The 25,276-nt window shown below is 68.9% G+C and carries 23 protein-coding genes and 1 pseudogene; 16 read left to right on the forward strand and 8 right to left on the reverse strand.

Annotated features, from left to right (window positions below; all coding sequences use genetic code 11):
* Positions 1–76 precede the first annotated feature (76 nt).
* Complete coding sequence (locus ACYVIP_RS33645) at positions 77–1,324, forward strand: HNH endonuclease signature motif containing protein (RefSeq protein WP_460403798.1); 1,248 nt, start codon at positions 77–79, stop codon at positions 1,322–1,324.
* A 45-nt stretch (positions 1,325–1,369) separates the two neighbouring features.
* On the opposite strand, the gene ACYVIP_RS33650 is transcribed toward ACYVIP_RS33645, so the two are convergent.
* The 3 genes from ACYVIP_RS33650 to ACYVIP_RS33660 all read right to left on the reverse strand — a co-directional run bounded on the left by ACYVIP_RS33650 (position 1,370) and on the right by ACYVIP_RS33660 (position 3,469).
* Positions 1,370–1,567, reverse strand: coding sequence for a hypothetical protein (locus ACYVIP_RS33650; RefSeq protein WP_460403800.1), 198 nt, complete (start codon positions 1,565–1,567; stop codon positions 1,370–1,372).
* Between the two features lie 17 nt (positions 1,568–1,584).
* Positions 1,585–2,517 (reverse strand): protein NO VEIN domain-containing protein, encoded by a 933-nt coding sequence (locus ACYVIP_RS33655; RefSeq protein ID WP_460403802.1) that lies wholly within the window; start codon positions 2,515–2,517, stop codon positions 1,585–1,587.
* Between the two features lie 64 nt (positions 2,518–2,581).
* Positions 2,582–3,469: an alpha/beta fold hydrolase gene (locus tag ACYVIP_RS33660; protein WP_460403804.1), complete on the reverse strand. Its 888-nt coding sequence runs from the start codon at positions 3,467–3,469 to the stop codon at positions 2,582–2,584.
* A gap of 146 nt (positions 3,470–3,615) precedes the next feature.
* On the opposite strand from ACYVIP_RS33660, the gene ACYVIP_RS33665 reads away from it, so the two are divergent.
* From ACYVIP_RS33665 to ACYVIP_RS33675, 3 genes are all read left to right on the forward strand, one after another.
* A complete protein-coding gene (locus ACYVIP_RS33665; RefSeq protein WP_460403806.1) occupies positions 3,616–3,960 on the forward strand; it encodes a hypothetical protein in 345 nt (114 codons plus the stop codon).
* 151 nt (positions 3,961–4,111) lie between these two features.
* Positions 4,112–6,292, forward strand: a complete 2,181-nt coding sequence (locus ACYVIP_RS33670; protein WP_460403808.1) for a glycoside hydrolase domain-containing protein — start codon at positions 4,112–4,114, stop codon at positions 6,290–6,292.
* Between the two features lie 45 nt (positions 6,293–6,337).
* Positions 6,338–6,973 (forward strand): M15 family metallopeptidase, encoded by a 636-nt coding sequence (locus tag ACYVIP_RS33675; RefSeq protein ID WP_460403810.1) that lies wholly within the window; start codon positions 6,338–6,340, stop codon positions 6,971–6,973.
* Positions 6,974–6,990: 17 nt separating this feature from the next.
* On the opposite strand, the gene ACYVIP_RS33680 is transcribed toward ACYVIP_RS33675, so the two are convergent.
* Both ACYVIP_RS33680 and ACYVIP_RS33685 read right to left on the reverse strand, forming a co-directional pair.
* The gene (locus ACYVIP_RS33680) at positions 6,991–7,656 is read right to left on the reverse strand and encodes a response regulator (protein WP_460403812.1); all 666 of its coding nucleotides are present in this window, start codon (positions 7,654–7,656) and stop codon (positions 6,991–6,993) included.
* Positions 7,657–7,688: 32 nt separating this feature from the next.
* The gene (locus ACYVIP_RS33685) at positions 7,689–8,867 is read right to left on the reverse strand and encodes a sensor histidine kinase (protein WP_460403814.1); all 1,179 of its coding nucleotides are present in this window, start codon (positions 8,865–8,867) and stop codon (positions 7,689–7,691) included.
* Between the two features lie 111 nt (positions 8,868–8,978).
* Between ACYVIP_RS33685 and ACYVIP_RS33690 the strand changes: the two genes are divergently transcribed.
* The 4 genes and pseudogenes from ACYVIP_RS33690 to ACYVIP_RS33705 all read left to right on the forward strand — a co-directional run bounded on the left by ACYVIP_RS33690 (position 8,979) and on the right by ACYVIP_RS33705 (position 11,661).
* The gene (locus ACYVIP_RS33690) at positions 8,979–9,836 is read left to right on the forward strand and encodes a S1 family peptidase (protein ID WP_460403816.1); all 858 of its coding nucleotides are present in this window, start codon (positions 8,979–8,981) and stop codon (positions 9,834–9,836) included.
* Between the two features lie 165 nt (positions 9,837–10,001).
* Positions 10,002–10,658 (forward strand): annotated as a pseudogene (locus tag ACYVIP_RS33695) (ATP-binding cassette domain-containing protein); the annotation flags it as partial.
* Positions 10,659–10,726: 68 nt separating this feature from the next.
* Positions 10,727–11,497, forward strand: a complete 771-nt coding sequence (locus ACYVIP_RS33700) for an ABC transporter permease (RefSeq protein WP_460403818.1) — start codon at positions 10,727–10,729, stop codon at positions 11,495–11,497.
* Positions 11,498–11,499: 2 nt separating this feature from the next.
* Positions 11,500–11,661 carry a hypothetical protein gene (locus ACYVIP_RS33705; protein WP_460403820.1) on the forward strand — a complete coding sequence of 54 codons (162 nt, stop codon included), beginning with the start codon at positions 11,500–11,502 and terminating at the stop codon, positions 11,659–11,661.
* 124 nt (positions 11,662–11,785) lie between these two features.
* Here the strand turns inward: ACYVIP_RS33705 and ACYVIP_RS33710 are convergent, their stop codons facing one another.
* Positions 11,786–12,376, reverse strand: a complete 591-nt coding sequence (locus ACYVIP_RS33710) for a hypothetical protein (protein ID WP_460403822.1) — start codon at positions 12,374–12,376, stop codon at positions 11,786–11,788.
* 89 nt (positions 12,377–12,465) lie between these two features.
* Here ACYVIP_RS33710 and ACYVIP_RS33715 point away from each other — a divergent pair, with 89 nt between their 5' ends.
* From ACYVIP_RS33715 to ACYVIP_RS33735, 5 genes are all read left to right on the forward strand, one after another.
* The gene (locus tag ACYVIP_RS33715; protein WP_460403824.1) at positions 12,466–14,088 is read left to right on the forward strand and encodes a pyruvate, phosphate dikinase; all 1,623 of its coding nucleotides are present in this window, start codon (positions 12,466–12,468) and stop codon (positions 14,086–14,088) included.
* 208 nt (positions 14,089–14,296) lie between these two features.
* Positions 14,297–16,756: a sensor histidine kinase gene (locus ACYVIP_RS33720; RefSeq protein ID WP_460403826.1), complete on the forward strand. Its 2,460-nt coding sequence runs from the start codon at positions 14,297–14,299 to the stop codon at positions 16,754–16,756.
* Positions 16,757–16,773: 17 nt separating this feature from the next.
* The gene (locus ACYVIP_RS33725; RefSeq protein WP_460403828.1) at positions 16,774–17,211 is read left to right on the forward strand and encodes a roadblock/LC7 domain-containing protein; all 438 of its coding nucleotides are present in this window, start codon (positions 16,774–16,776) and stop codon (positions 17,209–17,211) included.
* Positions 17,208–17,588 (forward strand): DUF742 domain-containing protein, encoded by a 381-nt coding sequence (locus ACYVIP_RS33730; protein ID WP_460403830.1) that lies wholly within the window; start codon positions 17,208–17,210, stop codon positions 17,586–17,588. Before ACYVIP_RS33725 ends, ACYVIP_RS33730 begins: the two co-directional genes overlap by 4 nt.
* On the forward strand, positions 17,569–18,183 hold the full coding sequence (locus tag ACYVIP_RS33735) for a GTP-binding protein (RefSeq protein ID WP_460403832.1): 615 nt from the start codon (positions 17,569–17,571) through the stop codon (positions 18,181–18,183). The genes ACYVIP_RS33730 and ACYVIP_RS33735 overlap by 20 nt, the downstream gene beginning before the upstream one ends.
* Positions 18,184–18,231: 48 nt before the next feature.
* Here the strand turns inward: ACYVIP_RS33735 and ACYVIP_RS33740 are convergent, their stop codons facing one another.
* On the reverse strand, positions 18,232–19,815 hold the full coding sequence (locus ACYVIP_RS33740; RefSeq protein ID WP_460403834.1) for a PEP-utilizing enzyme: 1,584 nt from the start codon (positions 19,813–19,815) through the stop codon (positions 18,232–18,234).
* A gap of 309 nt (positions 19,816–20,124) precedes the next feature.
* On the opposite strand from ACYVIP_RS33740, the gene ACYVIP_RS33745 reads away from it, so the two are divergent.
* Positions 20,125–20,445, forward strand: a complete 321-nt coding sequence (locus tag ACYVIP_RS33745; protein WP_460403836.1) for a TetR family transcriptional regulator C-terminal domain-containing protein — start codon at positions 20,125–20,127, stop codon at positions 20,443–20,445.
* Between the two features lie 127 nt (positions 20,446–20,572).
* Positions 20,573–21,226 (forward strand): TetR/AcrR family transcriptional regulator, encoded by a 654-nt coding sequence (locus tag ACYVIP_RS33750; protein ID WP_460403838.1) that lies wholly within the window; start codon positions 20,573–20,575, stop codon positions 21,224–21,226.
* A gap of 22 nt (positions 21,227–21,248) precedes the next feature.
* Here ACYVIP_RS33750 and ACYVIP_RS33755 read toward each other — a convergent pair whose 3' ends face one another.
* The gene (locus tag ACYVIP_RS33755) at positions 21,249–22,226 is read right to left on the reverse strand and encodes a terpene synthase family protein (RefSeq protein ID WP_460403840.1); all 978 of its coding nucleotides are present in this window, start codon (positions 22,224–22,226) and stop codon (positions 21,249–21,251) included.
* Between the two features lie 293 nt (positions 22,227–22,519).
* Here ACYVIP_RS33755 and ACYVIP_RS33760 point away from each other — a divergent pair, with 293 nt between their 5' ends.
* Entirely contained in the window at positions 22,520–23,665 is a 1,146-nt protein-coding gene (locus ACYVIP_RS33760; protein WP_460403842.1) for a glycosyltransferase, read from the forward strand.
* Positions 23,666–25,276: the final 1,611 nt, after the last annotated feature.

Raw genomic sequence — 25,276 nt, forward strand, 5'->3', positions numbered from 1 at the left:
CCCTTTAGGGGGAAAGGCGCCTCCCGCAACGCCGCCATACCTGGGCCATCGCCCACATGTTCGATAATCTGCGCTGGTGGACGAGATCATCACCGAGCTGCTGGATCGGGACTGGGATCAGCTGTCCGACGACGAGTTGCTCGGGTCGGTGCGGCGGGTCGAGTCGTGGTCCCGGCGGTTGTACGCGGTAATGCTGGCCGTGGTCAGGGAGGTCGACGCTCGCGGTCTGGCAGACAGGCAGGGAGTGTCATCGACCGCGGTCCTGTTGCGCCAGCTGCTGCGGTTGTCGCCGAGAGCGGCCAAACGTCGGGTCGAGGACGCGGCGGATCTGTGTGGTTCGACGACGCTGTCGGGTGCCCCGGTGCCGCCCCGGTTCCCGGCGGCCGCGGCCGCCTTGCGTGCTGGTGCCCTGAGTGAGGAACAACTGGCGGTCATCCGCCGCACGCTGCACGAGCTACCCGACGAGGTGGCGCCCGTGACCCGGGTCCGGGTCGAGCACCAACTCGTGGGGGAGGCCCACCGGTTCGACCCGACCCAACTCGGCAAGCTGGCCGTCCGGGTCCGCGCCCACCTCGACCCGGACGGGGTCCTGCGTTCGGAACGCGACGCGGCCGACCGGATGGAGTTGTCCTTCGTCGAGGACGCCACCGGGGTGATCCGGATCCGGGGCCGGTTGTCCACCGCGGGTGCCGCGGTGGTGCGGTCGGCGTTGTCGCCGCTGGCGAAGCCGTTGCGCGACGATCCCCGTTCCGCGGCCAAACGACGCGCGGACGCGTTGGTCGAGCTGGCCCGCCGGATGCTGACCGCCGGCGGCCTGCCGATCGACGGTGGCGTGCGCCCCCAGGTCGGACTCACCGTCGACGTCGCCGAACTGCGCCGGAACACCGGGGTGGTGGACCTGGACGGCGGCAGCACGGTGTCGATCCAGACCGCCCGCCGCATCTGTTGTGACGCCGATGTCATTCCCATCGTGATGCGCGGCGGTTCGCAGCCGCTGGATGTCGGTCGCCGCCAGCGTCTGGTCACCGGTCCGCTGCGCCGGGCGTTGATCGCCAGAGACCGGGGATGTGTGGCGCCGGGCTGTGATCGCCCACCGGAGTGGTGCGACGCCCACCACCTGGTCCACTGGGCCAACGGCGGCCGAACCGCGATCGACAACACCGCGCTGGTCTGCGGCTACCACCACACCCTGCTCCACCGAGGCGAGTGGACCGCCCGCATGATCGACGGCGTGCCACATTTCATCCCGCCTCCGTGGATCGACCCCCGCCAACACCCCCAACGGAACACCATGCACCACACCACCCTGCTCGAAGCGGCGTGACATGCGCGCACTCCCCAGCTGCCGCGCACCCCCGCCTCCGTGATGTCAACGGCGCAGTTCCGCTGCGACATCGACAACGGAAGCGAAGAACGCGGAGTCGGGACGACCGGTTACCGCACCCGGGCACCCGCTCGAGCCGGGGTCACCAAGCCGCAGGAGCACGCCGAACTGGTCCACCTTCCACGTCGACGCCCCCGCGCGCAGGCTGATCGGGTCCCTCCCGACAAGGTCGCCGTCGTACACGGCAGAAATGGTCCCGTTCAGCCGACTCTGTACCGGTAAGAAATGGGTGTCAGGCGCTTCCGCTCAATCAGCCAAGGGTGCGTCGTCTGGAGCGTTCCGCCCGACGCCCGTGGCGCGTCGCCACTGCGGTCCAGCTGGATGTTGCTGACGACGATCAACATGGTGTCTGGATGCTCCATGTTGATGAGTTCGACCTCCTTCCTGGTGAGAATGATTTCCTCACCGGGCGAGGTGGTGCCTTTGACCTCCACGTACAGGTGCTCATCCGATCGGGTCGCATCAAGGTCGTACGACTTGACCGCGCCGACGTCCTTGACTGTGTAGCCTTCGTTTCTCAGGTAATCACTGGCGAGTGCCACCGAGTGGACCTCGATCGCGACGCGATCCGGGTGGCTGAGTCGCATTCCCTGGCCCGACTGCCGGCGATGGTTCGCGGACCGCTCCGCCAAGATGACGGCGTCCGCGATTTCGGGAGCCAGTTCCTCGTTCGCCGTGCTGTCGGGTGGGTTGACGAGATCCGCGGCCAGCCGGTTGGCATCGCCGGCGCCGTACCCCGGCACCTCGAGCCGCAGCCGGATTCGCTTGCGGTTGTTGCCTTCCTTCGTCGCACCGGGTGCCTGCCCGATGCGGCCCTGCGCGGTGGTGATCTCACGACGCAAGCTCTCCACGTCGGCCACCTGAGCAAGCTCCAGCGGGCCGTGCACAAGCGTGCGTTGGGCCTCCGTGAGTCCGGAAACGCGGGACGAGACCACCGTCGCGGACAGCAGAATCGCTTGTTTGTTTCGTAATCGCGACAGCAGCAGTCGCAGGACCGGCACATAGTCGTGGTTGCGGGAGTGTGGTGATCCCGTCACTTTCCCGCCCGCGCTCTCCAGAACCAGGCTCAGCCCACCGTCGGCAACGTCAACTCCGAACTCGGCGTTCAATTCCACACCATCGCCATTGCGCATTCGCACGCACCAAGACTGTCACACGATCGGGTGAACTCCCTACCGGCATGCGTTTGTGGGCGGACTACTCGCTGAGGTGGAGCAGCGCCGGGACCAGGAGGCCCCAGATCCGACGAGGCAGGCCCTGTCCGGTCTCCGGCAGCCGCAACAGGGTGGCGTTGGGGATCTCCTTCGCGAGTGCCTCCCCGTTGCCGATCGGGAAGAACGGGTCGGTCTCACCGTGGACCACCAACGTCGGCGCGGTGATCTCGCTGAGTCGCTCCCGCCAACGGTCACCGGAGTCCAGCGCGGCGAACACGGTGGACATCTGGTTCGACCGGTGCATCGTCGCCGGATCGACACCCGCCGGCAGCGCGTCGACCGTTCGCTCGAAGATCCTGGTAACGGACTCGCGCGTCTCCCCATCGTCGAACCGGCCGGCGCCAGCCATGATCCGCCCCATCTCGACCAGGTAGTCGATCACGGCGGCCCGGTCCGACCAGTCCGGCTGCGGCGCACCGAAGAGCCGCGCCATCATCTCCGGCGCGTGATCAGGAAGATCCGCGTCCACTGGACCGGGCGCGACCGCGCGAGCGGCGATCAACGTGAGCGAGGCGACCAGATCCGGATAGTCCAGCGCCAGCAGTTGGGCGATCCAACCACCGGGCCCGTACCCGACGACGTGCGCGTGCGGCTGACCAAGCGCGGCGAGCAGGCCGGCGGCGTCGGCGACCAGGTCCCGCAGGGTGTACGTGGGCGCGTCCGGGTCGACCGTCGTGGAACGTCCGGTGTCGCGCAGGTCGTACCGGACGACGAAGCGCCGCCCGGCCGCGAGTTCGGCGCACAGTTCGTTCGGCCAGGTGAGCATCGAGTTCCCGATCAGGAGCATCGGTGGGTTGGCGGGCTCACCGATGGTCTGGACGCACAACTCGACATCGTTCACCCGGATGAATCGCTCGTTGGTGCTGGTCACGGTCGCCGCTCCTCGCCACTGATCGAAGTGACAACTGTACGTCCGTTCGGGGGAGCGGCGGCGGGTGTGTATATCGTCTGGTGCGTTGACCGAACGGGTGTTCCCGGCCGCGGGTCGTGCCGGTCAGGGAGAAGACGGGGACTCGGATGACGACCAGTGCGTGGCCGGGGAGTGCCCGGACCGTGCTCCGGGTGTGCGCGTGGGTGTTGTTGGCAGTCGGGGTCGGGGCGTACGCGTTGGGGCTGCTCGACTTCCTGATCAGCGAGGTCGACGAGAGGTGCGCGCGGAAGCTCGTCTACGAGGGCGCCGACTTCAGTGAGATGCGAACGAACCTGCTGCCGTTGGAGAACACCTGCGTGTTCGTGGACGGCACGACCTACGCGGATGTCCCCGGGTGGGTCAACCCGTTGTTCTTCGCAGGAGTGGGCGGCGCGCTGCTCTGCGCGGTCGCGGTCGCCCTGGTTGGGCGCTCCGCCAGGAACCGCGGCTGAGGAGAGGTCACCTTGTTGGCCCTACAAAGGGATGCCGGCGGACTTCTAGACTGATCGCGTCCAGTGTGGGTCCTGGTCGGGGGATCTGGGGGAGCAATGATCAGTTCGATCTTCGCCGTGTCCCGCGCTGCGCGCGGACGGGGCTGAGCCCATGGCCGACGAGATGGTTCGGCTGGCACAACGCTTCATCAACTCCTATGACGTTCCCGGCATCCCGAAGCTGGCGGAGGACGGCAAGACGGGCTGGTCGGTGATGTACGCGCTCACCAGGGCGTTGCAGCACGAGCTCGGGATCACCGCCCTGTCGGACTCCTTCGGGCCGACGACGCTTGCGTTGTTGCAGCAGAACTTTCCGGTCATCGACGGGCGCAGCACGCACGGCAACATCAACCGCATCGTGGCGTACGGCCTGTACTGCAAGGGATATCCCGGCGGCGCCCGCCAGGGCGTCTACGACAGCGAGGTCGCGGCGTCGGTCACGCGGCTCAAGCAGGACATGGGGGTCGCGGGTGCCTTTCCCGGGGATGGGTTGACCCCGAAGGTGTTCAAGGGCCTGCTGAACATGGACCCCTACGTCGTGGTCAACAACGGCCGCGCGGAGGTCCGGGCGGTGCAGCAATGGCTCAACGGCGGCTACGTCGGTCGGCGGGACTTCTTCATCGTTCCCTGTGACGGGCACTTCTCGCGGGACGTGCAGAAGGCGCTGCTGCTGGCCATCCAGTTCGAGATCGGGATGAGTGACGACGTGGCCAACGGCCGGTTCGGGCCGGGTACCAAGGCCGGGATCAGGAACAACCTGCTCCAGGTCGGCTCGTCGGGGCGCTGGGTACAGCTGTTCACCGCCGCCATGATCTTCAACCAGCGCGCCGGGGTCGGCTTCGCCAGCGTGTTCACCGGCGACCTGGCTACCCGGGTGGGGGAGTTCCAGCGGTTCGTGGCGCTGCCGGCGACCGGGGACGGCGACTACCAGACGTGGGCCTCACTGCTGGTCTCCTGCGGGGACGAGACCCGCCGGGGCACCGCGTCGGACACGGTGACCGAGGTGACCTTGGCCCGCGCACAGGCTTTGCTGGCGGCCGGATACCAGGTGGTCGGACGATATCTGTGCAATGTCAGCGGCTCGTCGCTGAACAAGATGATCCAGCCGTTCGAACTGGAGACCATCGCCGCCGCCGGGTTGCGGGTCTTCCCGATCTACCAGACCTACGGTGGTGAGGCGGGCTACTTCCGTCGTGAGCAGGGGATGGGGGACGCGTTCGCGGCGATCAGCTGGGCAAGGCACCACGGTTTCAAGGCGGGCACCCGAATCTACTTCGCCGTGGACTTCGACGCGTTGGACTACCAGGTCACCGACAACATCATCCCGCATTTCCAGGGCATCAAAACGATCATGGACGAGCACGGCCCAGAGTACCCAATCGGCATCTACGGGCCGAGGAACGTGTGCAGTCGGGTCCGCGCGGCCGGGCTGAGCACGGCCAGCTTCGTCTCGGACATGTCCACCGGGTTCTCCGGGAACCTCGGTTACCCGATGCCGGTGGACTGGGCCTTCGACCAGATCGCCACGATCGGGGTCGGCTCGGGCACCGGCGCGATCGAGATCGACAACAACATCGCCTCCGGCCGGGACCTCGGACAGAACAGCTTCGCTCCGTCTGTCTACTTCGGCCTGGACGTGTCCTTCGACATGAGCATGCGTGACGCGATGCTCCGCGACGTCCAGACCTACCTGGAGTCCATCAACGTCCCCGAGACCGGCGGGCCGGGCGGGGAGGCACTGACGTTGCGGTCCACGACCCAGGCCTACGACGCCACGCTTGGCGCGGACGGGCTCATCACCTCGCTCGCGCGCACCCTGCGCGTCCGCAAGGCGCTGATCCAGTGCCCGCTGCTGTGGGAGATCCGCAAGTTCAACGTGCTGGACCCGCCCGCCGACGACGCGGTGCGGCTCGGCCTGAAGGACGACAGCAGTACCGGTCTGGGGCAGATCTTCGCCCAGACCGCGATCCGGGCGCGCAACCACTGCATCCGCGCGGGCGTCATCGGCGGGCAGATCATGGACTTCGCCAACGACGCCGACCGGATGGCGGTGTGGACGAAGCTGCACGAGGACAACATCTACAACATCAGCACGGTGCCGCTGGTCCTGATCGAGGGTGCGAACGACATCGGCCTGCCCCGCCCGGAGGTCAACCTCAGCGAGGACGACACGCGGCGGGTGCTGGCGCGCTACAACGGCACCGGTGACGCGGCGGAGAACTACGGCAGGCAACTGATCGGGCTCTACCGCGTGTTCGAGAAGTACCACAAGCCGTTGCGCGAGGCGGGTTGACCACGTGGGGTCGGGCGACCGGTTCCTCCTCGGAAGGTGTTGACGATGGACATCGCGAACGGTGTTGGCCGGCGAACGATGCTGCGCGTGGGTCTGGGGGCGGCCGCTGCCGCGGTCGTCTCCCCGGCGCTGGCGGGCGTGGCGGGCGCGCAACCGGGCCAGGTGGCCACCGACCAGGCCGCGCGGGACGCCCTGGCCAGGGTACGCACGGGGGCGCTCAGCGCCAACGGGTGGCCGATCGAGCGGGCCGCGGACGCGGGCGGCGCGATCTGGACGCGGGCGGTCGAGGGCACCGGGCAGTCGGTCGCCCTGTGCATCGGGGACGTGCGGACCGTGCTGGGGCACGTCATCCGGCGCTACCACTACGAGATCGGCACGCTCCAGCCCGGCGAGGTGGTCGGCTTCCGCCCGCACGACCGGCTCGAACCCGCCCATCAGAGCAACCACGCCGCCGGCACGGCGGTGGACATCCGCCCCGGCTGGCATCCGGCGGGGACGCGGGGCGGTTTCTTTCCCGCGCAGTTGGCGGCGATCCGCGCCATCCTCGCGGAATGTCGCGGCCTGGTCTCCTGGGCGGGCGACCACTCCGTCGCCGACGAGGCCCACTTCCAGATCGCCGTTGGCCCCGACGACCCTCGGCTGGCCGGACTCGCGGAAGACCTGCGCCGCGCGACGTACTGAGCCGTGCCTCGGCCGCGTTATCCGACGGTCGCCAGACCGCTTTCGTACGCCGCGATGACCAGTTGGGCGCGGTCGCGGGCATGCAGTTTGGCCAACAGCTGCCCGATGTGGGTCTTCACCGTCGCCATGCTGACGACGAGGTGATCGGCGATCTCGTGGTTGGACAGCCCTCGGCCGACGAGCCCGAGCACCTCCCGCTCCCTGGCCGTGATGCCGTTCAGCGAACGGGTGGGCCGTTGCCGCGGCTGCGGCTGCCGGGCGAACTCCTCGATGAGGCGCCGGGTCACCGTCGGCGCCAGCAACGCCTCCCCGCCAGCGACGACCCGGATCGCCGAGAGCAGGTCGCCGGCCGGGGTGTCCTTGAGCAGGAATCCGCTGGCGCCCGCCTGTAGCGCCGAGTACACGTAGGAGTCCAGGTCGTAGGTGGTCAGGATGAGCACCTTCACCGCCGCGGTCGCCGGCGCCCCACAGATGCGCCTGGTCGCCTCGATCCCGTCGAGGTTGGGCATCCGGATGTCCATCAACACGACATCCGGCCGCAGCGCGGTGGCCTGCTCGACGGCCTGCAGACCGTCGCCGGCCTCGCCGACCACCTCCAGCCCGGCGGCGGCGCCGACGAGCACCGCGAAACTGGCCCTGAGCAACTGCTGATCGTCGGCGATCAGCACGCGTACGTTGGTCATTGCGTTGGTTATAGCGTTGGTTACAGCGTCGGTCATGTGGACACCGCCTCCAGCGGAAGCCTCGCGTAGACCCGGAATCCGTGCCCCGGCAGCGGCCCGGCGGTGAACTCGCCCGCGTAGAGGGCGACTCGTTCGCGCATGCCGACCAGTCCGTGGCCCGGGGGATGGTCGGCCGGCGCGCGGCCGCCGTCGTCGGTCACTTCGATCTCCACGGCGTGGTCAGTGTTGTCGACCCGCACCACACAACGCGTCGGCGCGGCGTGTTTGACCACATTGGTCAGCGACTCCTGCACGATGCGGTAGACCGCGAGCCCGACCGTGGACGGTACCGCGTCGATCCCGTCGCCGACCCGCAGGTTGACCCGGACCCCGGCCGACGTCGCGTGGTCGGCGAGCTCGGCCAGCCGGTCGGCGGTCGGCGCGGGGTCCAGCCGCGCGGTCTCCGGCGAGTCGTCGTCGACCACGCGCAGCAGGCCGAGCATCCGCCGCAGCTCGCGCGCGGCCTCGCGGCTGGTGGTCTCGATGACCGACAGGGCGGAGCGGGTCTGCTCGGGTTGCTCGTCGGCGACGTGGCCGGCCACCGACGCCTGCACGGTGATCAGGCTCAGGCTGTGCGCGACGCCGTCGTGCAGGTCGCGCGCGATGCGCAGCCGCTCGTCGGTCAGCACCTGCTGGACCGCGCGTGACTCGTAGTCCCGGCGGGCGTGTATCGCGCGTCCCACGACCCAGACCGCGATCGGGATGATCATCTGCGTACCGAGCATGGTCAGCGACTCGCTCCAGTTCGGCTCCGGCTGGCGCGGCACGGCGAAGATCACCGCGGCGGATATCCCGCCGACGGACAGGAACAACGCGGCCACGGCCCGCCGGGCGGACGCCGTCACGGCCACCGGGTAGATCGCGAAGGCGAGGATGCCGTCGGGCACGATGCCCGCGTTCGGCAGCAACCAGCCCAGTGCCAGCACCACCATGCTGGCCCCCACCGCGACCGCGAGCACCGTGCTTGGCCAGCGGCGGCGCAGCACCAGCGGCATGCCCATGGCGACCCCGGTGAGAATGGCCAGCGGTGGGGACTCCTCGGCCGGCGAGGTCGGCATGGCCGTCGCCATCATGACGATGAGGGACAGCACCACGGCGATCGCCACATCGGTGAGGACCTGGAGTACGGGCCGGATCCTCATGTACAGCGGTGGCCGGAGGTCGTGGGTCATGGCGAGACGTTAGCCAGTGCCCGCCGCGCCCCGGCTCAGACCACGGTATGAAACCCATGACCCACCTGTGCTCCGATGTCGGCACCCCGCCGATCCGCGACTGTTGTCCACATGACCGAACGACGTGAACTCACCGAACACCGTGGCCGGCCGGGAAACCGGGGACTGACGATCGCGGGGCTGGCCGCGGGCATGGCGGTCCTCGCGACGGTGCTGGCGCCGCCGGCGGGCGCGATCATCGGCGGCACCGAGGCCACGGAGGACTACTCCTTCATCGTGACCCTGCGCAACCCCAACGGGGTGCACTACTGCGGTGGCGCGCTCGTCGCCCCGGACTGGGTGGTGACCGCGGGACACTGCACGCATGTCCCCGTCGACGGGCTCACCGTCAAGGTCGGCGGCACCGACATCGAGGAGGGCGGCAGCGAGCGCGGGGTCGCGGAGATCGTCACCCACCCCGACTACACCGCCGACCCGGACGACCTGCGCCACGACATCGCCCTTCTCCGGCTGGACGAGCCGGTCGACCACGAGCCGATCGGGATCGCCGGGGACCTGGGCGCGCCTGGCTCCCCGGTCCGTGCCCTGGGGTGGGGCATGACCTGCGAGGACGGCGCCGAATGCCCGGAACCGCCGGCCACCCTGCGGGAGCTGGACACCGAGATCGTCGCCGACGAGCGGTGCACGGGGATCGACGCGGCGAGTGACCTGTGCGTGGAACATCCCACCGAGCAGGCCCAGAGCTGTGTCCTCGACTCCGGCGGCCCGCTGCTGCGGTACCACGGCGAACGCTGGGAACTGACCGGTGTCACCAGCCGCGACGGTGACGCGGAGACCGATCCGAACTGCGTCGGACCGGGGGTGTGGACCGACGCCGCGGCGTACGCCGACTGGATCAGGACCACGGCCGGGATCGAGCACGCGAACTGTGGCTTCGTGTGCCGGTTGCTGGCGGTCGCACTGCGCTGACAGCGTTATAGGGCAGCGTTATAGGGCAACACATCAGGCCGCGGACCTCGCTGAGGTCCGCGGCCTTGTCGTGCGTCGGCGGGGTCGGCTCAGACCACGGTATGAGAGCCAGGACCCGACCGTGCTCCGATGAGCCGCGCCGGCGAATTCGCGATCGTTGTCGGCATGATCGAACTACGCGAACTCGTGAAACGCTACGGCGCCACCCTGGCGGTCGACCGGCTGACCGTGACCGTCACCCCGGGCCAGGTCACCGGCTTCCTCGGGCCGAACGGCGCCGGGAAGTCCACCGCCATGCGGGCGATCGTCGGCCTGGAGACCCCCACCTCCGGCGACGCGCTGGTCGCCGGCCGGCACTACGCCGAGCTGGCCGAACCGCTGCGCGAGGTCGGCGCCCTGCTGGACGCGGGTGCCGTGCACCCCGGCCGGAGCGCCGCGGCGCACCTGGGCGTGCTGACCCGCGCCGGACAGCTGCCGCGCCGCCGGGTCGACGAGGTGCTGGCCCAGGTCGGCCTATCCGATGTCGCCGGCAAGCGGGTCGGCGGCTTCTCCCTGGGGATGCGCCAACGCCTCGGCATCGCGGCCGCGCTGCTCGGCGACCCCGGCGTGCTGCTGTTCGACGAGCCGATGAACGGTCTGGACCCCGAGGGCATCCGCTGGATCCGCCAGCTGACGCGGTCGCTGGCCGCCGAGGGCCGCACCGTGCTGCTCTCCAGCCACCTGATGTCGGAGATGGCCAACACCGCCGACCAGCTGGTGGTCATCGGCCAGGGTCGGCTGCTCGCCCAGGGCACCGTCGACCGCCTCACCGCGGGCCACGCCTCGTTGGAGGACGCCTACTTCCACCTGACCGACAACCACGCCGACTACCACACCCAGGGGTCCCACCGATGAACGCCACCATCGCCGCGGAGAGCTACAAGCTGCGCACCGTCCGGTCGACCTACTTCACCCTCGGGTTCGTGCTGCTGGCCGTCGCGCTCGGCGCGCTCGGCACCGCCGTGCTCACCAACGACTTCGCCTCGGCCACCGCGGAGCAACGCACGCACTTCTCCGACGCCGACATGTCGTCGCTGGTCCTGCCCTTCGTGCAGTTCGCCATCGCCACCCTGGCCACCCTGGCCGTCACCACCGAGTATGGCACCGGGCTCATCCGCACCAGCCTGCTTGCCGTTCCGCTGCGCCGGCGGCTGTTCGTCGGCAAGATCGTCGTGGTCGGCGGCGCGGCGACCGCGGTCGGCCTGGTCGCCACGTTCGGGCTGGCCGCGATCACCTGGTCGCTGACCGCCGATCAGCCGGCGCCGCTGCGCCCGTGGGACAGCTTCGGCGACGCCGTTCCCATGGCGCTGGCGACGACGGTCACCACCGCGGTGGTCGCCCTGGTCGCGCTCGGCCTTGGCACCGCGCTGCGGTCCACCGCGGCGGGCCTGGTCGCCAGCCTCGGCCTGCTGTTCGTCATTCCCTTCGCCTCCGGCTTCCTGCCCCCGGACCTGCGGGACTGGGTGCTGTCGGTGTCGCTGCTGGGGCTGCCGGAACAACTGGTCGGCGCCTACACCCCGGAGCCCACGCTGACTCCCGTCGGCGCGGTGGTCACGCTGGCCGTCTACCTCGGCACCACGCTCACCGCGGGCTGGCTCACGCTGTCCCGCCGGGACTCCTGAGAATGCCAGCGAGCCGGTCACCGGACGCAGCGGGTGCCCTCGGACTCCGCGTCTCGGCCATCCTGACCAAGCTCGACCTCGACAACCGCGTGCACATCGCCCTGCTCGTCCACGATGCCGATCTGGACGCCGATCTGGATGCCGATTTCGACTTGCGGACGTGACGAAGCGGCATTCGCGGATTGCGTTTTCCCGTTCCGTTCTGTTCGGTCAGTTTGTTCGGTCAGCGATTCCGGAAACGAGAGCTTCTGGAAACGAGAAATTCTGAGAATGAGAGCACCGCGCCGGTCAGGGCGCCTCCTCCGCCTGCCGCGAGCGGCCAAGGGTGATGAAGAAGCACTCGTGGCACTCGAACCAGATGGTGTGGTAGGAGTCGACGAGCACGCCCGTCAGGTGACTGTCCGAACCGGACGCGAACAGGTCGTACGCGCGGGTGAACCGCGCGCTGTACCCGGCGAAGTGGGCCGCTCCCTGCGTGATCTCCGCGAGGATCTGCTGAACTCCCTTGTCTATCACCGAAAGCGGGGCGACGAAGTCCGCGGTTGTCTGGGCCTCGGTGCGGCCCTGCCAGTCCGCGCACAACTGCTTCAGCTCGTCGTTCAGTACCCGGAAGGTCTCGTAGCGGTCGGCGACCAGGGCGCGGACACTCGGGCTGATGTCGGTCATTCGGCTCTCCGCGGCCACCCTGCCGTCCGCGGTGATCTTCCACCCCAGCCGGGGCTTTCCGGTGTTCTCGGCCAGACCACTGGCCTCGAGCTCCAGCAGCGCGGCCGAAACCCGCTCCGGAGTGGTGTCGAGTACCGCGGCGAGTGACTCGGGTGTGGCACGTCCCTTGATGCGGAGAACGTGCAGCACCGGGTCGGCGAGATCGGCGGGCATGGGTGGTTCCTCCTCGGTCCCTGAGCGAGTACGCTCCCGCACTTCTTTGCTGCGAGCAGGATTCAGGCAACCCGAGCACAGGAGCGGACATGAGCGTGACAGCGATCGGACCGACGAGGGTAGTGATCCTCGACGGCTCCGTCGAGCCGGACCCGGTGGTCGTCGGCGGCAAGGCGGCCGGTATCGCGCGCATGATCTCCTCGGGGTTCCCGGTGCCGCCAGCGTTCGCGTTGTCCACTTCGGTGTGTCGGGAGTTCCTGGTTGCCGGCGACAGTGTGCTGGACGCGGAGTGGGCGCGGATCCGTGCCGGAATGCGCCATCTGGAGCGGCAAACCGGCAAGGCGTTCGGCTCGGTCGACGCGCCGTTGCTCGTCTCCGTGCGCAGCGGCGCGGCCACCAGCATGCCCGGCATGATGGACACGATCCTCAACCTGGGGCTGAACCAGGAGATCGCGGATGGCCTTGCCCGCACCGGTGGCGCGGAGTACGCACACGACACTCGGCGCCGCTTCGAGGAGCTCTTCGCCGAGATCGTCGGTGATGTCGTCGGCGAAGCGGACATCCCGGCCGATCCGTGGGACCAGTTGCGGCTCGCGATCGCGGCCGTGTTCCGGTCATGGCGCTCCCCCCGGGCGGTGGCCTACCGGCGCCGGCACGGGCTCGACGACGAGGCCGGCACCGCGGTGACCGTGCAGGCGATGGTGTTCGGCAACGTCGACGAGCGCTCCGGGACCGGCGTGCTGTTCAGCCGGAACCCGTCCACGGGTGAGCCGGAACCGTTCGGTGAGTGGCTGACCCGGGCCCAGGGCGAGGATGTGGTGTCCGGTAGGCGCGCGCCCCAGCCGTTGGCGGCGCTCGCCCAGCTCCTGCCCGAGGTGCACACCCAGCTCCTCGACCACGCGCGGCGTCTCGAACAGCGACATCGCGACGTGCAGGACATCGAGTTCACAGTGGAGAGTGGCCGGCTGTGGCTGCTGCAGACGCGTTCGGCGAAGCGTTCCCCGCGAGGTGCGGTCGCGTTCGCCGCAGCACTCGGTCGGGAAGGTCTCATCTCGACGGTGGAGGCGGTCTCCCGGGTGACCGCGGACCAGGTGCGCGCCGTGCTGGTGCCCGGCCTGGATCCGCGCGCCCGCGCCGCGGCCACCGTGCTGGCGCACGGCATGCCGGCCTGCCCCGGGGTGGGCGCCGGGGTCGTGGTGACCGATCCGGACGAGGCCGAGGCCCTGGCCGCCGACGGTGCGGCGGTGGTGCTCGCCCGCCACACGACGAGCCCGCACGACCTGCACGGCATGCTCGCCGCCGCCGCGATCGTGACCGAGATCGGTGGCGCGACCTCGCACGCGGCCGTGGTCAGCCGCGAACTCGGGGTGCCCTGTGTGGTCGGTTGCGGCGACGGCACGGTGACCGCCCTCGCCGGGGATACGGTCACCGTGAGTGGTGACACTGGTGAAGTGTGGCAGGGAGAGCTTCCGCTGCGCGCGGTGTCCGAAGTGGACGACGACGACCTGCGGCTTCTCACCCTGTGGGCGCGTGCGGTATCGCCACTGGCGGCATGGCGCGCAGACGAGGTACCTGCGGGAACCGAGATCGTCCACAGTGTCGACGTCTCATCCGACGCGGCCGTCGCGAACACCTTGCGTGACAACGTTCGCGCCGTTGTCACTGATCATCCGCTGCCGGTGATGCTGGCCGCGATCCACGCGCGACGCTGACCCCCGGCTGCTCTACCTGTGAAAATACTTTCGCTTTGCGGGGTAACAACTTCTGAGTCAGTACCTGGGTTTCGTAACCGATCAGTGTGTGGTTTGATTTGCCGTCACCGGCGCCGGGACATGCCGATGCCATGAAATCAGCGGACAGGGCGAACAGTTGCGTGTATCAACCGCAGAGGAATCCCACGCGGGCCCACAGCGGCGGCGGGTGTTCTCGCGCCGGAGATCGACGACGAGCATCCGCAACCGGGTGCTCGCGATCGTGCTCATCCCCAGCGCCGCTCTGCTGGTCACGGGTGCCTCGGTCGGCGGCCTGCTGATTTCGGAGAGCGTGGAGGCGCGGAACTTCTCCGACTACCTCGGGCAGGCGATCGACCCGCTGGTCGAGTTCGCGTCCGTGGTCCAGCAGGAACGCACGATCTCCCTGCGTGCCCTCGGCGGCGACCCGGACGCGCGGGCCGGGCTCGAAGCGCAGCGGAACACCACGAACGGGGTGCTCGCCCAGATCGCCGGGCTCGCCGAGGTGGTGCAGAACCTGAACCCGGACGCGGTCTCCCAGTCCAACGCCGCGTTCGCCGAGCTGTCCACCCAGATGACCTTGTTGCGCCAGGGCATCGACGCTGGTCAGGTCGCCGCCGCCGACGTCGACGCCTTCTACACCGGGCTCGCCGGCGTGCTCATCACCGGGTTGGAGGGAGTCGCCCGCACCAGCCCGGACGCGGCGACCGCGGCCGAGGAGACCACCACGGTCGACCTGTTCTGGGTGACCGACCTGCATTCCCGGGCGGTCGGGCTGGCCGCGGGCGGTGTGCCCCAGGGGCGGCTGGAAGTGCCGGAGCGAATGGTCGTCGCCCAGCTGACCGGCGCCTACCGCAACCAGCTCCTGGCACTGGTCAGCCGCCTGACCGACGCGGAGAAGGCCCGCTACGAGCGCCTGACCACCTCCGACGCGTGGCGTATCGCCACCACCGTGCAGGACGACCTCGCCCAGCGCGGCCGGACCGACGTCGCGCTCGGCGACTGGATCGCCGCCGAGGACGAGGTCTCCGCCGAGCTGCTCGGCCTGTGGGGCGATCACTTCCGCCACGCGGAGGGCCTCGCCGAGGACGCGGCGAACAGGTCACTGACGCAGGCGGTCCTCGCCGGTTCGCTCGTGCTCGTGTTGTCCGTCACGGCGTTCCTCATCGCCGTCCGGCTGGCCAACGCGCTCGTGCGCAGGCTGCGGCGGCTGCGGAACAACACTCTCGAGCTGGCCGACGAGAAGCTCCCCGCGATGGTGGCGCGCATCGCCGAAGGCCACGAGGTCGACGTCGACGCCGAGCTGGCCAGGGTCGACCACGGCAACGACGAGATCGGACAGGTCGCCGAGGCCTTCGAGACCGCGCAGCGCACCGCGGTCGCCGCGGCCGCGGCCGAGGCGAAGACCCGAGGCGGCTTCAACAAGGTCTTCCTGGACATCGCACACCGCAGCCAGATCGTCGTACACAGGCAGCTGGAGGTGCTCGATGTGGCGGAGTCCAAGCAGGGCGACCCGGAACACCTCGAGCTGCTGTTCCAGCTCGACCACCTCGCCACCCACGCGCGGCGCAACGCGGAGAGCCTCGTGATCCTGGGCGGGGGCCAGCCAGGCCGCAAGTGGCGCACCCCGGTGAAGCTGGAGGAGATCGTGCGCAGCGCGATCTCCGAGACCGAGGACTTCGTGCGGGTCAGCGCGGTCCGGCTGCCCGACGTGAAGGTCCTCGGCGCGGTGGTGGCCGACCTCATCCACCTGCTGGCCGAGCTCGTCGACAACGCAACGTCGTTCTCCCCGCCGGACGCCCCGGTGACCGTGCGCGGCAACCTCGTCGGCAAGGGCGTGGTGGTCGAGGTCGAGGACCAGGGACTCGGCATCGGTTTCGACGAACGGGAACGGCTCAACGAGACCCTGCGCAACCCGCCGGACTTCCAGGCCATGGCACTGGCAGGGCAGCGGCACCTCGGTCTGTTCGTGACCGGTCAGCTGGCCAAGCGGCACGAGATCTCGGTCAGCCTGCAGGAGTCGGCCTACGGCGGGATCAAGGCGATCGTGCTGATCCCGTTGTCCGCGACCGAGGTCGAGGAACGGGAGCCGCAGCAGCAACAGCAGATTCTGGCCGGGTCGTCGTCGCGTACCGGCCGGCACCAGGCGGTCCAGCCGAGCTTCGTGCCGCAGCCGACGCAGGACCCCATCCCGCGGCTGCCCCGCAAGGCGGACAAGGTGGACAAGGCGGAGGGCGCGCACCGGCACTGGCCAGAGGAGGAGCCGGAGAAGACGATCCTGCTGCCAACGGCCGTGTCCAGCTTCGAGGCGTTCGAACCGGTGAAGCCGGTCGAGGAGTTCGAACGGCCACCGAGTCCGCCGGCACTGCCGCCGCCACCGCCGGCACCGCGTGAGCGGCCACCGAGCTCGGCGGCACCGCGCGAGCGGGCACCGGGCGGCACCTCGCGGCGCGAACGGAAACCGTTGCCCCGGCGTCAGCGTCAGGCCAACCTCGTGCCGCAGCTCCAACTGGACAACAACCCCCAGGACACGCAGAAGATCAGCAAGCCCAGGCACACCCGCACCCCCGAGGAGGCTCACAACTCGATGTCGTCCTTCCAACGAGGAACGCGCCAGGGGCGCGCCACGCCGTCTGAGCACAACCGATGAACACGAATGGTCAGGCAATGAACGAGAATGTGGTCAGGGGCAATGCGGGCGGCCTGAACTGGTTGCTCGACGATCTGGTGAAGCGCCTGGCTGGGGCCGAGAGAGCGGTGGCACTGTCCGCCGACGGCCTGCTGCTGGGCCGGTCGGCGAGCCTCGACCGGGAGAACGGCGAACATCTCGCGGCGATGGCCTCGGCGTTCCGCAGCCTGGCGCGCGGGGTGGGTTCCCAGTTCAACAAGGGAGCGGTCCAGCAGACCGTCGTCGAGCTCGAGTACGGCTTCCTCGTGGTCACCGAGGCGGGCGAGGGCGCCTGCCTGGCACTGCTGGCGTCGGCCAACGCCGACCTCGGCATGATCGCCTACGAGATGAACGTGATCGTGCAACAGGTCGGCGACACGATGGTGGTGACTCCCAGAGGGATGGGCACGGAGATGCCGGTTCCGCACGCACCATGAAACACGCGGCGGACAACGAGCCGTTCGAGTTCGAACCCGGGCCGCTCATCCGCCCGTTCGCGGTCACCCGCGGGCGTGCCGGGAAGGACCTGCACGAACTCGACATCATTACGTTGGTCGTCGCCGTCCGCCCCGAGGCGGACGTCGCCGCGTTGGATCGCGAATATGGGGACATCCTGCGCATGTGTCACCGCCGGCCGCTCTCGATCGCCGAAATCTCGGCCAAGATGGGTCTGTTGCTGGCCGCGGTGAAGGTGCTTGTCAGCGACCTCATCAGTTCCGGTCATCTCATTTTCCGGTCGCCGCCTCCGCCCGCCTCGGGCAGGCCCGACATCAAACTGTTGCAGGCGGTGCTCGATGGCGTACGAAACCTCTGACCGGAGCGCCGGCTCCCCGGAACTGGCCGGGGTGCGGGCGGTCAAGCTCCTGATCGCCGGTGGGTTCGGGGTCGGCAAGACGACCCTGGTCACCGCGGTGAGCGAGATCAAGCCCCTGCGTACCGAGGAGCGGTTGTCCGCGATCGGGGCGGGGGTCGACGACCTGACCGGCGTCGAGCGCAAGACCACGACCACGGTGGCGCTCGACTTCGGCCGGATCACGATCAACTCGGAAGTGGTGCTCTACCTGTTCGGGACACCCGGGCAGGACCGCTTCTGGTTCATGTGGAAGGAACTGTCGGTCGGCGCGCTCGGTGCCGTGGTGCTGGCCGACACCCGGCGCATCGAGGACTCCTTCGGGTCGATCGACTTCTTCGAGTCCAGAGGGATCCCGTTCATCGTGGCGGTGAACTGCTTCGACGGCGCGGAGATCTACGACGAGGACGAGGTGCGCCAGGCACTGGACATCGACGACCACGTGCCGGTCCAGCTGTGCGACGTGCGGGACCGCGAGTCCAGCAAGCGCGTCCTGGTGCGCCTGCTGGAGTACCTGATGACCATGGCGACGGCCGGGGCGGCAGCCGGGACCTGGTGACCAGTACGACCTCGACGCCGGCACCCCGTGGGGTGCCGGCGTCGTTCGTCATCGGGTGACGCGCTCGGGCGCGGGTACGCGGGCGAGGACCTCGACCACGCCGCGGTCGCCGTCCACGCGGATCCGCTGGCCGTCGCGGATGCGGTGGCTGCCCTCCTCGGTCCCGCACACGCACGGCAGGCCCAGTTCCCTGGCGACGATCGGGCCGTGGCTGAGCAGACCGCCGAAGTCGGTCACGACGGCCCCGGCGACCAGGAACAGGGAGACCCAGCTGGGATCGGTGGTCTCGCAGACGAGGATGTCGCCGTCGTCCAGCTCGGTGGTCGCCGGGTCACGGACCACCCTGGCGCGCCCTTCGACGACGCCGCCGCTGGCCGCCACCCCGGTGATCGTGGTGCCGACCGGGGCGTCCGTCGTGGCGTCCCCGCCGATCTTGATCAGCTCGGGCATCCCGGCCCACGCCTGCGGCAGCCGGTAGCCCAACCGGTCCTCGTACTGGGCGCGTCGCTGCCGCACCAGCTCGCGGCGGTCGGTCCCGTCCCCGGAGACCAGCTCGTCGAAGGTGAGGTGGAAGACGTCGGCGGCGTCGTCCAGGAGCCCCCTGGCGGCCAGGTCGGCCCCGACGCGGCGGGCGGCGGCGCGGGCGACGTCGAAGGTGAGCAGGTAGCCGGCCTTGCCCTGCTCGCGCAGCGCGAGGAAGCGGGCCGCGAGGTTGGTCAGCAGGTTGATCGACCGGCGCTGAAGCGGGCCCACCTTCTTCTTGAGCTCCGCCGCGGCCTCGTGCCGGATGCGGGTCTGCTCGGCGGCGCGGTTGCGGGGCGCCCTGGGGTCGTCCTCGGCCACCGCGCGGTAGTCGGCCAGCCGGGCCAGGATCGGCGCCGGATCCTCACGCCACGAGATGCTGTGCAGCTGGCCCTCGTGCGGGCCGTGGTAGCCGTGCCGGTCCAGGAAGGTCGCCAGGTCCAGTCGCTCGTGTGCGAGCAGCCACAGGTCCTGGGCGACCTCGTTCTCGTCCGACCCGACACCCGACAGCAGCCGGGACTCCAGGCTGGGCACCTTCGCGGCGGCGACCATGGGGGCCAGCCGGTCGGTCACGCCCGAGCTGACGAACGCCACCAGCAGGTGCAGGATCATCATCCGCTCGAAGCGTTCCCTGGCGTCGAGCAGGATCGCCAGGCTGTCGGCGACGGGCTGGTCGGGGATCGTGGGCAGGGTCCGTAGGCGCCACTCGCGCAGTTCGGCGAACATGCGGTCGTGTCGTTTTGGCAGGGAGATGACGGCGCGGGGGGCCTTCACCCCGATGATCGGGTACCGGCGCATCGAGTTCTCGTCGACGGTGCCTTCCCGCACGTAACCGAACAGCTGTTGCTCGATGGCGGTCGCCGAGGTGCCCGGGATGTAGCTCGCGACGGCGCGGAACTGGTTGATGTTGGCTGCCGCGCGTCCGGCGAAGGCGGTCCAGAACTGGTCCTCGATCCGCTCCGGTACGGCCAGCGAGGCCTTCCCGAACACGCCCATGCCGCGGAACATCTTGCGGAACGCCAGTTCCATCGGGAGGTGGATGAAGGAGAAGCCGAGTGCGGTGGAGACGCCGGGGAAGGCCTCGGCGACGTTGCCGGTGGTCCAGGTCACGCCGGGATCGCACGCCGCGTTGTCGAGCGGGTCGGATCCTGGTGTGGGAGGAAGCATGTGCGGCACCAATCATCGTTTGGTTTTGGTACGGACCGCCGGATCTTAGACCCGCACACGACGGCCGCAATAGATGTAGGAGAGCCGGTCAGCACCGGAAAACGTGAGGAAAAGTCGCTGTTCACCGACGTGTCGGCGAATAATCTGGCAACGCACGGTTAAATTAGTCGCGACACAGCGCCATCGAGCCTGGTCAACGGGGTGATCTTGGTAGGCTGGCGGTGAGGTGACCGTGGAGGGCGGCGGGGGAGCGTGGCGGGGCAGGCGTCGACGAGGAAGATCGCGTGGATCCGACGGCGCGAACACCCGCGACTCGCCGGGTACCGGCACAAGCACCTCCGTGACAGCACAGGAGACCACGTCGAGCGGGTTCGCGGGTTCGTGCGGCAGGCGTTGGGTGCCGCTGTCGAATCGGGCGAGGTACGCGAGGACATCGACATTCCGGCGGTCACCGAAATGCTGATCGCGGTTATCTGGGGAATGGCCCTGTACGCGGGGTTCGTCGGCACCCATGATCGGTTGGCGGAGGTCGTGGAACAATTTTCCCGATTGCTCGCCGGTGGTCGGTGGTGAATTCACCAAGTGGGCCGCCCGGCCCCGCTACCAGCCCGTTCGTGGTGGAGCGGGCGCTGAGCGTAATTGACGTGCGGGTAAATTCCGGCCGGCTGGACGTCGGTCGGCGGTCGATTATAGTCACGACGTGGTGAGACCCAGGGTTCCGCTGATCTCGAGACGAAGAGCGCTCGAGGCCGCGCTCGAGATTGTCGACAGCGACGGGCTCGAAGCGCTCAGTATCCGGCGCCTCGCGACCGCGCTTGGGGTCAACGGCGCCTCGCTGTACCACCACTTCCGGAGCAAGGAGGACATCCTCGTCGGGGTGGCGGACATGGTGCTGGCGGAGGTGCGCGGCGTCGGCGAGCCCGACGCGTCCTGGCGGGAGTGGCTGCCGGAGAACGCGCGCACCCTGCGCCGTGCCCTGCTCGCCCATCCCGCGCTGCTGCCGGTCATCGTCGCGTCGCGATCACACGGGTTCGGCGCGCACCTGCTGGACGCCTCCGCCGCCCGGCTCATGCGCGAGGGTGTGCCCAGCGCCGTGGTGATGCCACTGCTCGACGCGCTCGCGGCGTTCGCCGTCAGCAGCGCGCTGCACGAGACCAGGAGCGGTCGTCCCGACGACGGCGCCGCCGAGGAGTACCCGGCGTTGACCAAGGCCGCGGCCGAACGCGGCCTGAGCGCCGACCAGATCTACGACCTGGTCATCGCGAGCATCCTCCAGGCCATCGACACCGCCGTCGAGCAGCAGCGCGCACGGTGGATGTCCTCGATCCCGGTTCCCGCCGACGAATCCCGGTAGCGAATCCCGGTAGCGCGCCAGGTCAGGCGCTCGGCGTCGGTTCGTAGCGGGCGGTCGTGGCCATCCAGTACATCAGCCCGGAAGCCAGTGCGCGCACGCCTTTCGCGTAGCGGGCCGCCGGATCCGGCAGCGCGGCCGCCGCGTCGCACAGGAAGTCCAGGGTGAGCAGCTCGGCGTTGACCAGCTCGACGATCTTGGTGACCGCTTCTTCCCCGGTGAGGCCCTCGTGGGTGGTCAGTACCACCGCCAGGTTGGCGCCGGTGCCGTGGGCGGCTTCTCGCTGGTAGGAGAACAGGTCGTTGGCCCAGGTGCTGGCGTTGCTGAGCCGCAGCGCCAGGTCGGTGATCTCCGGGCGGCCGGACACCTCCTCCGGCAGCCAGGCGCCGTTCGCCAGCTCGATGAGCGCGGCGGCGTAGAACATGCCCCCGTTGTAGTGGCGGGACGTCACGTACTGCGCGGTCATCGGCACCGAGTTCGCCGCGCGGTGCGTGCGCTCGTCCATGCTCGTTTCCAGATAGGCCAGATGGATGCGCGCGGCGCGGTCCAGCCAGTGGTCCGGTGCGATCGACCGGGTCTCGGTCCACAGGGAGTCCAGCAGTACTGCCAGTGGCTCGGTCGCCACGTCGGCCGCGGTGGCCTTGCCGGTAAGGATGTCGGTGATCAGCCCGACGACATGGGCGGCGTGTTCGTCCTGGTCGGGGCCCCAGATCTCGTCGAGAAAGTCATCAAGGCAGGACATGTGGGTGAGTAATCGGCCGGCCAGCCACAGGCCGGGATAGTCGGCGTCCGGCCACATCCTGGCGTGCTCCTCGGCACCCTGGAAGTTGAGGAACTGCCTGGTGAGACGGTCGGCGTCCTCGTGGCCGGAGAACACGTCCTGCTCGACGAACCACTGCTCGGTGTCGATGACGAGCTGGTCGAAGTGCGGGCTCAGGCTGGCGGGGAAAGGGCATTTGATCAGGATGTCCGAGTCCGGTGCCGGCTCTCCGAGCCAGTGCACCGCAGGAGTCCAGCGGGTTGCCGTCACAGTGAGACTCCCGTCCGTCGCAGGGCAACTGTCCACGATGCCCGCGTCCGATCGAAGTGGCCTAAATGGCTTACAGGGCAGTACGTCCGTTCCGTCGGCGGCGAACTTGATCACCTGAACCATAGCGGCAGCCGTAGACGTTGATCAACCTTCCGTTCATCTGTCCACATAGGACACAAGGGTCCAGTGCGCGCCCCGCGCGGGATGTGGAACCTTAGATGTGCGAACCGCGACAGCCCTCCGCACCAAGAACTTGGAGATCCCGCATGCGCGTGCTCATGACGTGCCAGCCGTTCTACTCACACCTCGTGCCGGTGCTGGTACCAGCGGCGAAGGCGCTGCAACGCGCCGGACACCAGGTGGCCGTCGCCACGGCACCGGCCATGGCGCCCCACCTCGCGCGCGCCGGAATCGAGCACCTGCCACTGCCGAACGTGCTGACCCTCATGGAACTGGTGGCCAACCCCACGGCGGTGCCCGAGGGCGACGTGCGCGAGGCGTCCAGCACGCTCACGATCGCCTTCGCCGGGTCGCTGGCCGGGGTCTTCGCACGCGACGTGCTGGCGGTGGCCGAGTCCTGGCGGCCCGACGTGCTGGTCCGGGAGTGCAAGGAGTTCGGCGGCTACCTCGCCGCCGAGAAGCTGGGGCTGCCGCAGGCGGTCGTGGACACTTCGCCGTACTCGGCACTGAATCTACCGATGGTGCGGGACGCGCTGAACGGACAACGGGCCGAGTTCGGGCTGGACACCGTCGACGAGCCGGGGCACCCGGAGGGCCTGCTGCTCGCCCGGGTGGTGCCCGCCGGCTGGTACCCGGACGAACTGCGGGTGTCCACGGCCCGCCACTACCGGCCGGATTCCCCCGCGGGCCCGCTCGACCCGTCCCTGCTCGATCTCCCCGACGACCGACCGCTGGTCGTCGCCGGCCTCGGCAGCGTCGCGCACACCTTCGTGCCGGAGACACCGAAGCTGCTGGAGACGATGATCACCGCCTTGGGCGAGCTGCCGTGCACCGCGGTGGTCGCCCTTGGCAGCGACCCCGACGAGTGGCCCGGGACGCGGCCAGACAACGTGCGGCTCATGTCGTTCGTCCCACAACCGCTACTGCTGGAGTCCGCCGACCTCATCCTCACCCACGGCGGCTTCGGCAGCATCGCCGAGGCGATCCGCACCGGCACCCCGATGGTGCTTCTGCCGATGTTCTCCGACCAGTCCCACAACGCCGCCCGCACCGCACAACTGGGCCTCGGCATCCAGCTCGACACCGAGTCCGTCACCCCAGCGTCCCTCACCGAGAACTGCGCCCAAGCACTGCAGGGTCCCTACCGCCACCGCGCCGCGGCGATGTCCAGGCAGGCCCGCGCCTGCCCCAACTTCGAAACACTCGCCGAAGACATAGCCGCACTGGCCTGACTATGAGTTCGCACCGGTTAATCGGGGTGCCCTGGCGCGGTTCGTACAGCGTCCGCACAAAACCGTACCCATCGTGCGCCGCTGTTTTCACCACCGCTGAGATCCCACGTCGGCGTCGCCGGATGGCACCACCGAGCCCGACGAGACCTCAGCTGATCTCGACCGGTGGTGCCTGCAGCACCTGGGAAAGAACGACGGTGTTCGGCATAACGCTCGCGGCGACGGCATCGAGGGCCGCATGGTCTCGGCTAATCGGCCTGAGCACACTCCGGTCACCAATAGTGTCAGCACTGTTCGGGATCGTTCAGTACGTGATCGGACGAGTAGCCGTCATCCGAGGCGAGGAGTAAATGCCGTGTGCATCCTGGCCCGCCTTCGGCCTACTGGCGCGCTGGGACTGGCGCCAGCCGTACGCCCAGCGTCGCATCGGCCATAAGCACGGCGGGTCAGACACTGAGACCCGAACTGAAACCTAACAACGGTGCCCGGGCGGGATTCGTCACAGAATTGTCCAATAATTCGTGTCTCCGACCCAAGTTCGTCGATCACCTCAGGTGGTTTGCTGCCATCCGTGGACTGCCGCGAGGCCGGGGGTACCGGCTCCCTGGCCCGATGGCTACCTCTGCCGCGGCCGCGCTTCGCTGCCGAAACCTATGGCCGCTGCGCCATGTGTACTCGTTGTGTTGTCCTTGAAGACGTGAGTGTCACCTGATCCAGCAAGATCATATTGATTCACTCAGTTCGACGTTCCGAACGGCTCCGGCGAGCACTCTAGGTCTCGCCGGAGCCGCCAAGGGTCAACGCCGGAGGTGCACCGGCCCAATCGAGAGTTCAACCGGCAACAGCCACAGACCAGCGATGACAACAGCCAGCACTATCACCAGTAGCGCGGTAACCCGGAGGGTGGTGGCCCAGGTGCCGAACAACTTGTCGATTGGGACTCGACCAGTGATGCCGAACGCCGCGCTTTCGGTGGCTGGTTGTTCGTCGCACCGCCCATCGCGCGGTGAGCGCAGCTCATCGCATGAGCAGTCGCGCCCCTCTGGCATGGGTCGCGTTTGTCGGCCTATCGTCATGGCGCTTCGTTCCTTCGAGGTGTGATCAACATTGAAGGACGCGCAGGTGACGTGACCTGCACAGGGATCCTCACCACCTGCGCGCCCAATGGGTTTGCGCCATGTCCTGAACGGAGCGGGTGACGGCCTGCTGAACCCAGGTCGTCGACTCGCGAGCGGCTCTCCGAGGCTTTGGAGAGCCGCTCGCACCACCCCAGACATCACGCACCACTGACACCACCACATCGGCAGGTCAGGCGGGCTCTCCCTCAGGCCAACTACCAAGCGCGCGCGCCAACCGGTCGACGAACTTCAGCCGGACCGATCAGGTTCGCCGATTCGCGCTTCTCATGGTATGAGGAACGGCGTAGGGGGCGTCCTGCACTACGCCCGCCTCGTGTCGACCAACGAGCCGGACGTTCTCGCGCTCGACGATCAGGTGAATACAGCGTCAACACGCCATGATCAGCAGTAGTGAACCACGAACCCGCTGGTTGGCGGGTCGCAGTTCTGTTAGGTGCCCCCGGCAGGATTCGAACCTGCGACCTGCCGCTTA

It is taken from the genome of Actinophytocola sediminis (assembly GCF_054779715.1).

Coding starts and splice junctions, on each gene's coding strand:
- ACYVIP_RS33655 (WP_460403802.1), bottom strand. CDS start 2,517: ATGCGCAATGGCGATGGTGTGGAATTGAACGCCGAGTTCGGAGTTGAC.
- ACYVIP_RS33665 (WP_460403806.1), top strand. CDS start 3,616: ATGACGACCAGTGCGTGGCCGGGGAGTGCCCGGACCGTGCTCCGGGTG.
- ACYVIP_RS33670 (WP_460403808.1), top strand. CDS start 4,112: ATGGCCGACGAGATGGTTCGGCTGGCACAACGCTTCATCAACTCCTAT.
- ACYVIP_RS33675 (WP_460403810.1), top strand. CDS start 6,338: ATGGACATCGCGAACGGTGTTGGCCGGCGAACGATGCTGCGCGTGGGT.
- ACYVIP_RS33680 (WP_460403812.1), bottom strand. CDS start 7,656: ATGACCAACGTACGCGTGCTGATCGCCGACGATCAGCAGTTGCTCAGG.
- ACYVIP_RS33685 (WP_460403814.1), bottom strand. CDS start 8,867: ATGACCCACGACCTCCGGCCACCGCTGTACATGAGGATCCGGCCCGTA.
- ACYVIP_RS33690 (WP_460403816.1), top strand. CDS start 8,979: ATGACCGAACGACGTGAACTCACCGAACACCGTGGCCGGCCGGGAAAC.
- ACYVIP_RS33700 (WP_460403818.1), top strand. CDS start 10,727: ATGAACGCCACCATCGCCGCGGAGAGCTACAAGCTGCGCACCGTCCGG.
- ACYVIP_RS33705 (WP_460403820.1), top strand. CDS start 11,500: ATGCCAGCGAGCCGGTCACCGGACGCAGCGGGTGCCCTCGGACTCCGC.
- ACYVIP_RS33710 (WP_460403822.1), bottom strand. CDS start 12,376: ATGCCCGCCGATCTCGCCGACCCGGTGCTGCACGTTCTCCGCATCAAG.
- ACYVIP_RS33715 (WP_460403824.1), top strand. CDS start 12,466: ATGAGCGTGACAGCGATCGGACCGACGAGGGTAGTGATCCTCGACGGC.
- ACYVIP_RS33725 (WP_460403828.1), top strand. CDS start 16,774: ATGAACGAGAATGTGGTCAGGGGCAATGCGGGCGGCCTGAACTGGTTG.
- ACYVIP_RS33730 (WP_460403830.1), top strand. CDS start 17,208: ATGAAACACGCGGCGGACAACGAGCCGTTCGAGTTCGAACCCGGGCCG.
- ACYVIP_RS33735 (WP_460403832.1), top strand. CDS start 17,569: ATGGCGTACGAAACCTCTGACCGGAGCGCCGGCTCCCCGGAACTGGCC.
- ACYVIP_RS33760 (WP_460403842.1), top strand. CDS start 22,520: ATGCGCGTGCTCATGACGTGCCAGCCGTTCTACTCACACCTCGTGCCG.